The sequence below is a fragment of the Goekera deserti genome (assembly GCF_010685995.1).
Lineage (GTDB): Bacteria > Actinomycetota > Actinomycetes > Mycobacteriales > Geodermatophilaceae > Goekera > Goekera deserti.
In genome coordinates this window covers 1-13,693 of the sequence record NZ_JAAGWK010000022.1, presented here as the reverse complement: position 1 = coordinate 13,693, position 13,693 = coordinate 1, and the positions used below count along the sequence as shown (strand labels likewise).

Annotated in this window: 12 protein-coding genes; 6 read left to right on the top strand and 6 right to left on the bottom strand. The window is 75.5% G+C overall.

Translation table 11 applies throughout. From position 1 onward, the window contains the following. Position 1: 1 nt before the first annotated feature. The 3 genes from G1H19_RS15310 to G1H19_RS15300 form a co-directional block, all read right to left on the bottom strand. Positions 2–2,323, bottom strand: coding sequence for an esterase-like activity of phytase family protein (locus G1H19_RS15310; RefSeq protein WP_202925783.1), 2,322 nt, complete (start codon positions 2,321–2,323; stop codon positions 2–4). A gap of 91 nt (positions 2,324–2,414) precedes the next feature. Beyond that, on the bottom strand, positions 2,415–3,293 hold the full coding sequence (locus G1H19_RS15305) for a hypothetical protein (protein WP_235927933.1): 879 nt from the start codon (positions 3,291–3,293) through the stop codon (positions 2,415–2,417). A gap of 112 nt (positions 3,294–3,405) precedes the next feature. Further along, entirely contained in the window at positions 3,406–4,353 is a 948-nt protein-coding gene (locus tag G1H19_RS15300) for a DUF808 domain-containing protein (protein ID WP_162392376.1), read from the bottom strand. A gap of 194 nt (positions 4,354–4,547) precedes the next feature. Between G1H19_RS15300 and G1H19_RS15295 the strand changes: the two genes are divergently transcribed. Then, positions 4,548–5,435: a glucose 1-dehydrogenase gene (locus G1H19_RS15295; RefSeq protein ID WP_162392377.1), complete on the top strand. Its 888-nt coding sequence runs from the start codon at positions 4,548–4,550 to the stop codon at positions 5,433–5,435. Positions 5,436–5,439: 4 nt separating this feature from the next. Here G1H19_RS15295 and G1H19_RS15290 read toward each other — a convergent pair whose 3' ends face one another. Continuing rightward, positions 5,440–6,039, bottom strand: coding sequence for a TIGR03086 family metal-binding protein (locus G1H19_RS15290; protein ID WP_235927934.1), 600 nt, complete (start codon positions 6,037–6,039; stop codon positions 5,440–5,442). 202 nt (positions 6,040–6,241) lie between these two features. On the opposite strand from G1H19_RS15290, the gene G1H19_RS15285 reads away from it, so the two are divergent. From G1H19_RS15285 to G1H19_RS15265, 5 genes are all read left to right on the top strand, one after another. Next, positions 6,242–6,655: a hypothetical protein gene (locus G1H19_RS15285; RefSeq protein ID WP_152727312.1), complete on the top strand. Its 414-nt coding sequence runs from the start codon at positions 6,242–6,244 to the stop codon at positions 6,653–6,655. A gap of 104 nt (positions 6,656–6,759) precedes the next feature. Then, positions 6,760–7,569, top strand: a complete 810-nt coding sequence (locus G1H19_RS15280; RefSeq protein ID WP_235927935.1) for a class F sortase — start codon at positions 6,760–6,762, stop codon at positions 7,567–7,569. Between the two features lie 39 nt (positions 7,570–7,608). After that, the gene (locus G1H19_RS15275; RefSeq protein WP_152727311.1) at positions 7,609–8,829 is read left to right on the top strand and encodes an SfnB family sulfur acquisition oxidoreductase; all 1,221 of its coding nucleotides are present in this window, start codon (positions 7,609–7,611) and stop codon (positions 8,827–8,829) included. A gap of 90 nt (positions 8,830–8,919) precedes the next feature. Beyond that, positions 8,920–9,561 carry a hypothetical protein gene (locus tag G1H19_RS22665; RefSeq protein WP_202925784.1) on the top strand — a complete coding sequence of 214 codons (642 nt, stop codon included), beginning with the start codon at positions 8,920–8,922 and terminating at the stop codon, positions 9,559–9,561. A gap of 75 nt (positions 9,562–9,636) precedes the next feature. Then, on the top strand, positions 9,637–11,469 hold the full coding sequence (locus G1H19_RS15265) for a glycoside hydrolase family 15 protein (protein WP_235927936.1): 1,833 nt from the start codon (positions 9,637–9,639) through the stop codon (positions 11,467–11,469). Here G1H19_RS15265 and G1H19_RS15260 read toward each other — a convergent pair. Next, positions 11,447–12,127: a GNAT family N-acetyltransferase gene (locus G1H19_RS15260; RefSeq protein ID WP_162392378.1), complete on the bottom strand. Its 681-nt coding sequence runs from the start codon at positions 12,125–12,127 to the stop codon at positions 11,447–11,449. The two genes, G1H19_RS15265 and G1H19_RS15260, sit on opposite strands and share 23 nt — an antisense overlap. Positions 12,128–12,334: 207 nt before the next feature. Then, positions 12,335–12,664 (bottom strand): HNH endonuclease signature motif containing protein, encoded by a 330-nt coding sequence (locus G1H19_RS15255; protein ID WP_163638836.1) that lies wholly within the window; start codon positions 12,662–12,664, stop codon positions 12,335–12,337. Positions 12,665–13,693 lie beyond the last annotated feature (1,029 nt).

The following is a 13,693-nucleotide window of genomic DNA, read 5'->3' as shown; positions in this document are numbered from 1 at the left end:
GTCAGCGCTTCCCCCCGGGCTTCCCGGTGCCGGGGAAGACGTCGCGGGCAGCACCCAGCCGCAGGAACACCGTCTCCCCGGTCGCGTCCTCCACGCCGTCGTTGTCGGTGACCGCGTACACCCGGCCGTCGCCGCCGACGGTGAGGCCCTCCACCTTCTCCTGCACCCAGCCGTTGCCGGCCTGCAGCAGCGGCAGCAGGTCGACGGCCAGCGTCTTGGGCGCGATCGGCAGCGGCGCGCCGGTGGGCACCGGGGTCACCCCGGCCAGCTCGACGGTGTAGACCCGCTTGACCTCGGCGAACACACCGGGCCGGTTGTCCCGCTCGACGACGGCGAGGGTGTCGGCGTCCACCGCGACCAGTTCGGAGACGAACTCGCGCGCCCCGGCCGGCGTCGGCTCCAGCCGGTAGCCGACCCAGGTCCAGGTGCCCTTCACGGTGTCGTACCGGCCGAACCGGGTGACGCCGGACGGGTCGCCGGTCACCGGCACCTGCAGCGCGACCCACACGGTCTCCCGGCCCGGCCCGGCGTCGATCGCCACGCCCTCCAGGCCGTTGGCGGCCACGCCCGCGGCGATCTCGGCCGGCAGGGCCACCCGCTCGACCACGGCACCGGACCGGTCCAGCCGGAGCAGCTCGTTCGGACGCTCCTCGCCGTCACCCTCGGACACCACCCACCAGCCACCGGCCCGCCGCGCGGCGATGCCCTCCAGGTCCAGGTCGTACGGCGCGGTGTCGGTGACCTCGAGGGCGTCGACCACGGTGGCCGGCGTCGTGGTGGTGTCGATGGTCTGGATCTCGGCCGGGGAGTAGTAGCTGTCGCTCACCGCGTACAGCAGGCCGGGTGCCTTCGGGTCGGCGGACAGCCCGGACAGTGCGCCCCACGCGATCGGCGTGCCGTCCTGCTCGACCGAGGCGATGGTCGGGAACACCGGGCCGGGCGCGGTGGAGTAGACGCCCACGGTGGCCCGGACGTCGTCCTCGGGCACGTCGGTCTCGCTGGAGACGACGAACAGCCCGCGGGACGGGATGGGCAGCAGACCCTCCGGGCCGTTGGTGGTGGGCAGCGTCTGCACGTACGCCGGTTCGGTCGGGTCGGTCATGTCGTAGACGGCCACGAAGTTCCCGCGCTCGCTGCCCACGAACGCGTACGGCACGCCGTCGTAGGTGCCGAAGGTCAGCCCCTCGGGCTCCACGCCCTTGTTCTCCGACCGGCTCTCCGGGTACAGCCCCAGCTCGACGGCGAGCTGCTCCAGGGAGTTGCCCGAGTCGTAGACGACGTCGCCGACGCTGCCGGGCTCGGTGGAGAACACCGTCCAGCCGCGGGTGCCGCCGAACAGGTCGCCCTCGTTCGCGGTGGCCACCAGGCCCTCGCCCACCCAGGCGATCGAGTCGGGCTCGCGGGGCAGCTCACCGGTCGAGCCGGTCGGGTCGATCGTGCCGTCCTCGACCACGTCGACGCCCTGGACGGTCGAGGTGCCCGCGCTGAACGCGGTGACCCGGCTGGCGGCCAGCGCCGAGCGGTCGACGTCGACGAGGGCGACGGCGTTGTTCTCCTGCAGCGTGAGCGCGAGCCGGCCGTCGGGGCCGAAGGCGACGTACTCGGGCTCGGGGTCGGTGGCGCCGTAGGCGCCGATCGCGGTGAGCGCGGGCACCAGGTCCACGACGGCGGGAGCCCACTGCGCGACCGGGCCGGTGAGGTCGACGAGCACCAGCGTGCCGGGCGGGGTCTGCGGCAGCCCGCCCTCGACGCCGTCGACGGTGACCTCCTCGTCGCGCTGGTTCTCGATCACGATCGCGGCCAGCGAGCCGTCGCGCGTCAGCGTCACCGAGTCCGGCTGGCCGCCGAGGGCGATGGTGCGCTGCACCGCGCGGGTGGCCAGGTCGACCACGACCAGCCGGCCCGACGGCGCGTCGAACTCACCGTCGGAGTCGTCGACCAGCACGAGCAGCTGTCCGCCGCGGATCGCCACCGACGTCGGCTCGCCGCCCACGTCCAGCACCCCGCGGCCGACCGGGGCGGACGGGTCGGTGATGTCCAGGAACCCGACCAGGCCGTTGGCGGCGTCGGTGTAGACGACGGTCCTGCCGTCCGGGGTGGCCGCGGAGATCTCGGCGACCGCCTCGGCGTCCGGCCCGAGCCCGGAGTTCTGGAACACCGGGTAGGTGGCGGCGCGGGAGAACACCGCGTCCGCGGCGCCGGGGGCCGGGGCGGGCGCCGGCTTCGCCGTGGCGGCTGGTGCACCGATCAACCCCCCGCCGACCAGGGCGGCGGCGAGGGCCAGGCAGACGGACGTGGGACGGCGCGACGCGGTCAGGGGCACGGGGGTGGACCCTCACCGGTCCAGCGGACGCGCAGGTGAACGGCGTGCGTCTCGGGGGCGACGCGGGGGCGTCCTCTCCGGGATCACACCCTCAGGGCGCGGTCCAGCGGGTCGGGTCGTGCAGCAGGGGCTCGCGGGTGCGGCTCATGTCGGCGACCAGCTCGGCCATCGCGCTGCGCACGCCCTCGATCTCCGCGGTGACCCGGACGACGCCGGGGTCGGGGCGACCGGCGCCGGACGCCGTCTCGATGGTCAACCCGTCGACGACGAGGGCGGTGCGCTCCATCCGCTCCAGGTCGCGCAGGTGGCGCAGCTCGACCGAGAGCGCCGCCGCCTGGTCGCGGTAACGGATCAGCGCGTCGGCGCGGGCACCGAGCCGGCCGGCGGCCCGGTCCAGCGCGGCCACCTGCTCGTCGTGGACCTGCCCGGCCGGGCCGGTGGGCCGCCGGCCCAGGGCGAGCCGGGCCGCGTGCACCCGCAACGCCAGCTCCACGACCTGGTCGACCTCGGCGCGGCCGTCGAAGGAGCCCCGGGTGGCGGCGAGGACCGGCGAGCGCCAGGAGTGCTCCCGGATGGTCTCGCCCCAGGCGCGGGTCGCCGCCGCGGCCACCCGTGCCTCCGGGGTGCCTGAGGCGGCGAGCCGCGCCTCCGCCGACTGCGCCCGCACGGCGGGACGGCCGGGCTCCCGGGACCGCCAGAGCAGCACCACGCCGGCGGCGAGCACGCCCAGCACGCCCAGTGCCTGCGCGTCGTCGGACACCGTGGACAGCGGCGAGGTCGCCACCGTGGCGCTGACCATCGCGACCGCCCACTGCTCGTTGCGCTGCAGCCGGCGCCAGGTGCGTCCGCGGCGCTGCAGCCAGGTCGGCTCCGGGCCGGCCGGCTCGGGCTGCCGCAGCACCACCAGCCGGCCGTCGGTGAGGCAGCGGTCGGGCCAGAGGGCGGTGTCGACGTCCAGGACCAGTTGCACGCCCAGCACCTCCGCGCTCCGCCCGACCCACGCGACGCCGTGGGCTCTGCAGTCGTCTTCGGCCACAGCAGCCACATGTTGAGCGCACGCCGCCGATCACCGGCGGCGCCGGTCAGTGCGCGGCGGGCTCGCCCGTCGACCGGGCGCGGGACACCGCGGTCACCACCGCCACGACCAGGGCGCCGACGACGAGCCCGAGCAGCGCACTGGCGAACGTGTTGACCAGCCAGGTCACCACGCCGCCGATCGCGCCGGCGGCCTCGCCCGCGGCGTCCTCCAGGTGGTGCACGACGTCGTAGAGCACGTGCAGCCCCAGCTCGTCCGAGCCGACCAGCAGGATGTGGCCGCCGACCCAGAGCATCGCGGCGGTGCCGACCACGGTGAGCACGGCCAGCAGCCGGGGCATCGCCTTGACCAGCCCGCGGCCCAGTCCCGCCACGGCCTTGCCCGGGCGCTCGGCCAGCTTCAGGCCGACGTCGTCCATCTTCACGATGAGGCCGACGAAGCCGTAGACCAGCACGGTGATCGCCACCGCGACGACGGCCAGGATCACCGCGCGGGAGACGAACGGCTGGTCGACCACCTCGTTCAGCGAGATGACCATGATCTCGGCGGACAGGATGAAGTCGGTGCGCACCGCCCCGGACACCACGGTGTCCTCGTCGGGCATCTCCTCCTCGCCCGCGCCGTGGCCGTGGTCGTGGCCGCTGATCTTCGCCCACACCTTCTCCGCACCCTCGTAGCAGAGGTAGGTGCCGCCGAGCATCAGGATCGGGGTCAGCAGGACCGGTACGAACTGGCTGAGCAGCAGCACCGCGGGCAGGATGATCAGCAGCTTGTTGCGCAGCGAGCCCAGCGCGATGCGCCGGATGATCGGCAGCTCGCGCTCGGCGGCCAGGCCGCGCACGTACTGCGGGGTGACCGCGGCGTCGTCGACCACGACCCCGGCGGCCTTGGCGCTGGCCCGCCCGGCCGCTGCCCCGATGTCGTCGACCGAGGCCGCCGCGGCGCGTGCGATCACCGCGATGTCGTCGAACAGGGCTACCAGTCCACCGGCCACAGGGGGTCCTCCTCGTCGCGCACCAGGCTGTGCGTTCCCTGGTGATCCTCGTCCATCCCGGCCCGTCGTGCGCGGGCGCGGCCTGCGAACCGGGCGGGCCCGTGCGTGGGCCGCCGCCCGAGCGGGCACCGCAGGGACCGGCGTGCCCGGGCAGCGGGCGGCGCCCCCACCGACGAGCCCCCAGGGAGCACACCGTGACCGACCAGCTCACCGACCCCGTCACCCGGTACCCGGGCGGCGGCTACCCCGAGCAGAGCCAGGACGCCCCCGGCCTGGAGAGCGAGCTGCGGCCGGGCGCCGACCACGGCGAGGACAGCTACCGCGGCACCGGCAAGCTGACCGGGCGCAAGGCACTGGTCACCGGCGCCGACTCCGGCATCGGCCGGGCCACCGCGATCGCCTACGCCCGCGAGGGCGCCGACGTCGTCCTGAACTACCTGCCCAGCGAGCAGTCCGACGCCGAGGAGGTGGCCCGCCTCGTCGAGCAGGCCGGCCGGAAGGCGGTGCTCGCCCCGGCCGACATCTCCGTGGAGGAGGAGGCACGCGGCCTGGTGCGCCGGGCCGTCGAGGAGCTGGGCGGGCTGGACCTGGTGGCGAACATCGCCGGCGAGCAGCAGTACGTCGAGGACCTGGCCGACGTCACCACCGAGCAGTTCGACCGGACCTTCCGGACCAACGTGTACGCGCTGTTCTGGATCGTCCAGGAGGCGCTGCCGCACCTGCCGGCCGGCGCCACGATCGTCAACACCAGCTCGATCCAGGCCTACCAGCCCTCCCCCGGCCTGGTCGACTACGCCAGCACCAAGGCCACGATCAACACGATGAGCAAGGCACTGGCCCAGCAGCTTGCCCCGAAGGGCATCCGGGTCAACGTCGTCGCCCCCGGGCCGTTCTGGACGCCGCTGCAGGCCTCCGGCGGGCAGCCCACCGAGAAGCTGCCGGAGTTCGGCGCGGAGACCCCGCTCGGCCGGGCCGGGCAGCCCGCCGAGCTGGCCGGCGCCTACGTCTACCTGGCCTCACCCGAGTCGAGCTACGTGACCGGCGAGACCCTCAACGTCAACGGCGGCATGCCCACCCCGTGACGGGTCAGCCCGGTGGTGACCAGTCCGGGTCGCGACCGGTCTGGCCGAGCAGCCGGCGGAACCCCGGCGCGTCACCGGGCACCGGCACCCGCGGGCCGAACATCGCGGCGAACGCGTCGGGCGCCGCGCTCTCGTAGTCGACCAGGAACGCCAGGCACAGCTGGGTGGCGACCGGGTCCGGGCGGTGCTCCTGCCCGGTCGCCACGGCCAGGTCCCAGCCGTGCACCACCAGCTCGTCCAGCGCGATGAGCCCCAGCACGCCGGCGGGCAGCGGCGCGTGGCCGGGGTGCCCGCTGTCCAGCCAGGCCTCCGGCGCCGCCCAGGCCTGCGCCAGCACGTCCAGCTGGTGCGGCAGCAGCGCCCGCCAGATCGCCGGCAGCGCCGCCGCGGAGCCGTGCGCCGGCCCGGGCATGGGCTGCCCCGCGGCGGCGAGACGGAAGGCGTGGGTCAGGCCGAGCAGGTGGTCCAGCAGCCCGGCCACCGACGTGGCCGCGCAGGGCGTGGGGGCGCCGAGCTGCTCGTCCCGCACGCCGTCGACCAGGCGCACCAGTTCCGCGGCAGGACCGGTGAGGTCCGGCACGTGCCGGCCGTCGTCGCGCACCACGTACCCACCTCCTGGTCCGGCCCGGGCGCCGGTGACCGGGTCAGCGTCCCACCGTCACCGGTCCGCGGACAGGGCGTGTCGCGGGGCGACGCACCGGGGCCAGGTCACAGGCACCTCACGACTCGCCGCCGACCCGGTGCGCCGCTGCCCGGTCCGTGGCTAGGTTCCCCGGGCTGGTCCCACGTCCCCCGGAGGAGAACCCATGCGTCTGCGGAAGCCCGCTGCCGTCGTCGTCCTGGTGGCCGGTCTGTCGGTGCCCCTGGCGGGCTCCGCGTCGGCCGCCGAGCTGGACTGCGGTGACTTCCCGACCCAGGCGGCAGCGCAGGCGGCGCTGGCCGCCGACCCGAGCGACCCGAACCGGCTCGACGCGAACGACAACGGCGTGGCCTGCGAGAACGCGATCTACCCGGGCACCCCGCAGACGGTCCCGGGCACCGCGCAGACGGTCCCGGGCACCTCGCAGGTGGCGGTGCGCCCGGTGGGTGGCGTGGCCGCCGGCGACGGCAGCGCCGCCGGAGGCGGGTCGCTGACCCACCTGGTCGCCGGGGTGGCGTTCACCGGTGCCGCCGCGGCCGCGGTCGCGGCGTCCCGCACCGCCCGCCGCGGCCCGGCCTGACCACCGGCGTGCCACGGGGTTCGACGACCGCCGGCCGGGCCGCGGCCCGGCCGGTCCGCCGTGCACTGCACCAGCGCGACGCGCACCGCACCGAGGTGGTGACGGTGGCCGAGCTGCGCCCGCCCCGCCGGATCGAGGGCAGCTACCCGCCACCGCCGCCGCGCCGCCCGTCCGGCCCGGCCCGCGGCACGACCGCCCCGGGCAGCCGGCACCGCGCGCCGCGGGCGGTGCGCCCGAGCCCGGCCCGCGCCTGGGCCGGGCTGTCGGTGCTGCTCACCGTGCTCGGGTCCACCGCCCTGGTGCTGCCCACCGGGGCCGACCACCCCACCCGGCTGGACCGGCCGGTGGCGGTGTCCCCGGCGGGGGCCACCGCCGCGGTGCACGTGCCGCAGCTGGCCCTGGACCTGCCCGTCACCCCGGACGACGCCGTCGCGCCGCCGCCCGCGCCACCGGCCGGGCCGGCCGCCAGCGTGCCGGTGCGCGTGCAGGTGCCGGCGCTCGGCCTGCGGGCCGACGTCGTCCGGCTCGGCCTGGCCGCCGACGGCACGATGCAGCTGCCCCCGGACGGCGACCCGGTGGGCTGGTTCGAGGGCGGTCCGACTCCGGGCGAGCAGGGTCCCGCGGTGCTGGCCGGGCACGTCGACTGGGCCGGCGACCCCGGGGCGTTCGCCGGGCTCGCCGAGCTCGTCGCCGGGGACGAGGTGGTGGTGGACCGGGCCGACGGCAGCCAGCTGGTGTTCCGGGTGGACCGGGTCGAGACACACCCGAAGTCGGCGTTCCCGACCGAGGCGGTGTACGGCGACACGGCCGGTGCGGACCTGCGGCTGATCACCTGCGGCGGCGCCTTCGACGAGGACGCCGGCGACTACCGGGACAACGTCGTCGTCTTCGCGGCCCTGGTGCCGCCCGGCTGACCTGCCCTGCCGACGGGGACACGGCGCGCGATCGGCATCATGGGCAGCCCCGACCACCCGGAGGACCCGATGGCCCACGTGATCGCCTCGGACGGCGAGGCGCTGCAGGTCGCGCAGGAGATGGCGACGGTGCTGGCCGGCCAGGCCGACGATCGCGACCGCCTGCGCCGGCTGCCCGCCGACGAGCTGGACCGGCTGTCGGCGTCCGGGCTGCTGGGCATCACGGTGCCGCGCGAGCACGGCGGGGCCGGGGTCTCGGTGGCGACGCTCGCCGAGGTGGTGCGGCTGCTGGGCACCGCCGACGGCAGCGTCGCGCAGATCCCGCAGAGCCACTTCGTGTTCCTGGACGCGCTGCGCCGGCAGGGCACCCCGGCGCAGTGCGCGCGCTGGTTCGCCGAGGCCCTGGCCGGCCGGCGGTTCGCCAACGCGCAGACCGAGCGGTCCGGGGCCACCGTCACCGACGACAGCACGGCCCTGGTGCCCGACGGCGCCGGCGGCTGGGTGCTCAGCGGGGAGAAGTACTACTGCACGGGCGCGCTGTTCGCCGACTGGCTGGTGGTGCGGGCGGTCCTCGGCGACGAGCCGGCGCCGCGCCCGAAGGTGCTGGTGTACCTGGAGCGCGGCACCCCCGGGGTCACCGTGCAGGACGACTGGGACGGCATGGGGCAGCGCACCACGGCCAGCGGCACGGTGCGGCTGGACGACGTCCGGGTGACCGGGGACGCGGTGGTGCCCTTCGGTGGCCTGTTCGACGGCCCGACCACCTACGGCGCGCGGGCGCAGGTGCTGCACGCCGCGATCGACGCCGGCCTGGCCCGGGGGGCGCTCACCGCCGCGGTCACCGCGGTCGCCCGGGCCCGGCCGTGGTTCGAGAGCGGTGCGACCACCGCCGCCGGTGACCCGCTGGTGGTCCAGCAGGCCGGCGAGGCGGAGATCACCGTCCGCAGCGCGGAGGCACTGCTGCGCGAGGCCGCCCGGGCCGTGGACGACGCCGAGTCCGACCCCACCGACGACAGCACGGCCCGGGCGTCGATCGCCACGGCCGTGGCGAAGGTCGCGGCCGCCCGGGCCGCGGTGGACGCCGCCTCCGTGCTGTTCGAGCTGGGCGGCACCCGCACCGCGGCCGCCGGGCTCAACCTGTCCCGGCACTGGCGGGACGCCCGCACGCACACGCTGCACGACCCCGCCCGGTGGAAGGTGCAGCACGTGGGGCGGTGGCTGCTGTCCGGCACCCCGCCGCCCCGGCACGGCCAGCTCTGAGACACCGGACGCAGCTCAGCCGGCGGCGTGCTGCAGCACTGCTTCCGGGACGGCGGGTGGTGAGCCGGTACGCGGGAGCTCACCGACTCGGTGCCGGCGCTGCCCCCGGACACGCTGTACGCGGTGTTCGACGGGCTGTTCCTGCAGGCGCTGCTGCGCCGGCTGGCCGGTGACGAGACGGCTGCGGAGGGTCTCCGCACAGCGGTCGCGGCGGTGCTGCCGTCGTTGCTGCGTCCCATCCGACACACGCCGCACACCGGCCCCGCGCGCACCACGGTGCCCCGTAGCGTCCTGCTGGTGACCCGGGCAGACGTCCGGGGTGGACGACGAGGGAGCGACGTGACTGAGCTGGAGCTCACGGGTGAGCAGGGTTCGCAGGAACTCGAGGCCGAGACCATCGCCATGTGGGAGCGGAACATCAAGAAGGCCCGCAAGCGGGGCCGGCCGTTCCTCTTCTTCATGCTCACCGAGGCCGGGATCGACCTGGAGAAGACCCCGGTCATCGACGGTCTGGTCGCCACGACCGTGCTGACGGTCGACACCCGGGACAGCGTGCACGTGTTCTGCGTGCCGAAGCAGGCCGACCACGAGAAGCTGCGCTACGGCACGTCGGTGACCGACGGCGGCGTGCTCACGGTGCGCATCGCCGGGGAGAAGCAGCCGATCACCGTCTACGGGCCGGCCGGGTGGCTGAGCTACGAGCTGGCGTACGGGGCGAGCGTCGAGGGCTGACCCTCGCGGGGTGCGGCGCGTCGCGGGCTGCGGCTCCGGCGCGTCGTGCCCGGCCGGCGGTGGCAGGCTGGGCTGGTGACCGACAGCGACCTGCGCTGGGGCCGGACCCCCGACAGCGCCGTCACCGAGCGGGACGACGACGGCTACGCCGACCTGCGCAGCTACGCCGCGATCGGCGACGGCCGCACGCTGGCACTGATCGCCCGCGACGGGCGGGTCGACTGGCTGCCGCTGCCGGGGACCGACGGCCACCCGGTGTTCGCCGCGCTCCTGGACGCCGCGGACGGCGGCTGCGTGGAGCTGGCGCCGGTGGAGCCGTACACGGTGCGGCGGGAGTACGTCGGGCCGACGAACGTGCTGGCCTCGACCTTCACCACGGCGGGCGGCAGCGTGCGGGTGACCGACTCGCTGAACACCGGGATCTCCGGCCGGCTGCCGTGGACCGAGCTGGCCCGCCGGATCGAGGGGCTCGAGGGGCGGGTGGAGCTGCGGGCCGCAGTACGGCCGGGGACCTGCCTGGGCCAGGCGTCGCCGTGGGTGCACGAGACGGCGCACGGGCCGGTGCTGCGGCTGGCGGACATGACGATGGCGGTGCGGACCCTGGGCGCCGAGGACGTGGTGCCCGGTGACCGGCGGATCGACGTCACGTACGTCAGCTCGCCGGGGTCACGGCAGCTGCTCGGGCTGGTGGGCACGCAGGCCGAGCCGCTGGTGCTGCCGCCGGCCGAGGAGCTCGACGCCGGGGTGGACCGCACGATCGCACGGTGGACGGCGTGGAGCGAGGCGTTCAGCTGGGAGGGCCCGTGGAGCGACGCGGTGCGGCGCAGCGCGCTGGTGCTGAAGCTGCTGCTGCACGCGCCGAGCGGGGCGATGGTGGCCGCGGCGACGACGTCCCTGCCGGAGAGCCTGCGACCGCGGGAGGGGGTCGGCGGGAAGACGTGGGACTACCGGCTCGCCTGGGTGCGGGACTCGGCGTACGCGCTGACCGCGCTGTTCCGGTTCGGGCTGCGGGAGGAGACGCACGGCGCGATCAGCTGGATGCTCGGCTCGATCCGCCGGCACGGTCCGGAGCCGCGGGTCTGCTACACGCTGGACGGCGAGCTGCCGCGGGGGGCGCTGGAGGCCGACGTGCCGGGGTGGCGCGGGATCGGGCCGGTGGTGTCGGGCAACCCGGCCGGTGAGCAGCTGCAGCTGGGGGTGTACGGCGACCTGTTCGCGATCGTCGCGCTGTACGTGGGCGACGGGAACGTGCTGGACGCCGAGACCGGCCGGATGCTGGCCGCGGTCGCGGACCTGACGTGCGACCGGTGGCAGAGCAGGGACAGCGGGATGTGGGAGCTGCCGGAGACCCGGCACCACACGACCTCGAAGCTGGGCTGCTGGGTGGCGCTGACCCGCGCGGTGGAGCTGGCTGAGGACGGGCACATCCCGGGCGACCCGAGCCGGTGGCGCAGCGAGGCGGAGCGGATCCGCAGCTGGGTGGAGGAGCACTGCTGGTCGGAGGAGCGCGGTGCCTACGTCTGGTACCCGGGCACCGACCGGCTGGACGCCTCGATCCTGCTGCACGCGATCAGCGGCTTCGACCGGGGCGAGCGGATGAGCCGGACGCTGGACGCGCTGCGCGAGGAGCTCGGCTGCGGGCCGCACCTGTACCGGTACAGCGGGATGGCCGAGGAGGAGGGCGTGTTCCTGCCGTGCTCGTACTGGATGGTGTCGGCGCTGCAGCTGTGCGGGCGGACCCGGGAGGCGCGCGAGCTGATGGACGCGCTGCAGGACACCCCGAACGACGTGGGTCTGCTGGCCGAGATGCTGGACCCGGCCACCGGGGCGCTGGTGGGCAACCTGCCGCAGGCATTGAGCCACCTGGCGCTGGTCAACGCCGCGATCACGGTGGCGACGACGTCCTGAGCGTGGTGCTGGACGTCGGCCGGCGCGCGGGCGCTGGTCGGCGCATCGCCCACAGCGGCGGGCCGCCGGCGTCGAGGGTGACGGTGGTGTGGACGGTGAAGCCGTGCGCCTCGTAGAACGGGACGGCGGCGGGGTTGGTGGTCTCCAGGTGCGCGTCGAGGCCGCGCCGGTCTGCTCTGTCCAGTCCGGTGACGAGGAGGCGGGAGCCGACGCCCCGCCGGTGGTGGGTCGGCGCGACGACGAAGAAGTGCAGGTAGGCATGCGGGGTGACGGGTGCCAGGTCGGCCAGCACGTGCAGCGCCCGCCCGGCGGACGAGGCGCGTTCGAGGCCGACGAGCGCGGTGTAGAGGCCAGCGGCGCTGGGCAGACCCACAGCACCCGGGACCGGCGCTGCCGGTGACGAGCCGGCCGCCACCGGTGCGTCCTCCGGCCCGGGGTCGGGCAGTCGCCAGAGTGCGACCGCGGCCAGGTCACCGTCGACGAACAGCGGGTCCACCGTTCCGTGCGCGAGGTAGCGCTCGACGAAGAGGCTCAGCCAGGCAGCGGTGGCGTGCTGAGGCTCGTCGACGCCGCTGAACAGCCAGTGGATCAGCGGGTCGGTGAGGTACGCCGTCGCCAGCAGGGTGCGGACGTCCGCCACCAGCGGTCGAGTTCCCATGCCGACGATCCTGCCGGAGCTTCGGCGGCCCGGGGAGGCACCGGGGCGTCGGCACGCGCCCGAGAGCTCGTCAGTCGTCGTCTCGAGCGAGGGCGTTCTCGGGAGCGGGACCCGAGCACGTCCGGAGGTCATGCGCGTCCGGAGGCCATGCGCGTCCGAAGGCCACGTGCGTCAGCAGGCCGTACGGCGTCAAGAGAGCCAGGAGCATCAGAACGGTGGCGGGTCGTCTGCCGGGTCGATCGCGATGCCGGGCCATCGGCTCGGCCCCGCGGCCGCGTGTGTGTCGAGCAGTCCCGTTGGTGTGGTGCTGCGGGTGATGCCGCCGGGGGTGGTGACGGTGAGGGTGCCGTCGGGGGTCATGGTGAACCGCCAGCCGGGGGCGTGGGTCTTGAGCCGGTGGTGCCGGCGGCACAGGCAGCAGAGGTTGGTGCAGGCCGTCGCACCACCCTGGTCGTAGGGGTGGACGTGATCGATGTCGGCTGCGGCGGCCTTGTTGCTGCAGCCGGGGTGCCGGCAGGTGCGGTCGCGAGTGGTCACGTAACGGCGCTGGGCAGGGGTCGGTTCGTAGCGGTCGACCGCCGGTGGCAGTCCGGCCACCGGACAACCGCACGCGCCCACCACGGTGTTGCCGCCGACCTGCCCTCTCGACGGGGAGGCGCCACCCTGCTGCGGACTCCCGTCCTCGCACACGCAACCCTCGTCGCCGACCTCGGCGGGTGGTCGGTGCCGATCCGACGGTCGGTGCCGATCCGACGGTCGGTGCCGATCCGATGGTCGCCGCCGCTGGGATGCTCGCCGGCTGGGTGGCGGGTCGTGATCGGGGCAGCCGCGGTGGGCCAGGCGTTGCAGCTCCGGGCGGGTCAGCGTGGCCAGCAGCGCACCGGTGACGGGGTCGGTGACCGCGATCTGCAGGCTGCCCCCAGCCGGGGCTTGCAGCCCGCCCGGGCAGAGAGCGTCCAACTGCTCCAACAACAGCCGCAGCTGCGCTGCGGTGACCGGGGCACCATCGACCTCCCCCGGCATCACCCGACCCGCTCCACCCCCGCAACCCGCGGGTCGTGCCGCGGCTGCTGATGCACCCGCGGCACGGTCGGTACCACCGAGCCCACCGCCACCCGCGGCGTCCCCTCCAGCTCCAGCCGCTGCCCCAGCAGCCGCCGCTGTGGTGGCGGCTTCGCTGGCGGTCGCGCCGACTGCTGTCGTGCCGCCTGCTGCTGTCGTGCCGCCTCCTGCGGCTGCTCTCGCGCCGACTTCTGCCGCTCCCGCTGCTGCCGCCCCGGCTGCGGCGCCGACCATGACGGCCTCTGTGTCTGCGGCTGCGTCTGCGTCTGCGTCTGCGGCAGTGTCTGTGTCGGCGGCTACGTCTGCTGTCGCGCCGTCCGCGGCGCCGTCCGCGGCGCCGGCGGCGGCCTCACCGGCGGCGGCCTCGCCGGCGGCGGCCTCGCCGGCGGCGGCTGCGGCTGCGGCTGCGGCTGCGGTGAGGCTCGGCAGCGGGGCGTGCACCGTCAGGTGCGCGGTGACCGACGGTCGGCTGGTGTCCCACGGGCGCAGCAACAGGTCCTCGAA

Bases quoted from the DNA above. Each gene is read 5' to 3' on its own strand.
- G1H19_RS15275 (WP_152727311.1), top strand. From the start codon at position 7,609: ATGGGCAGCCCCGACCACCCGGAGGACCCGATGGCCCACGTGATCGCC.
- G1H19_RS15285 (WP_152727312.1), top strand. From the start codon at position 6,242: ATGCGTCTGCGGAAGCCCGCTGCCGTCGTCGTCCTGGTGGCCGGTCTG.
- G1H19_RS15260 (WP_162392378.1), bottom strand. From the start codon at position 12,127: ATGGGAACTCGACCGCTGGTGGCGGACGTCCGCACCCTGCTGGCGACG.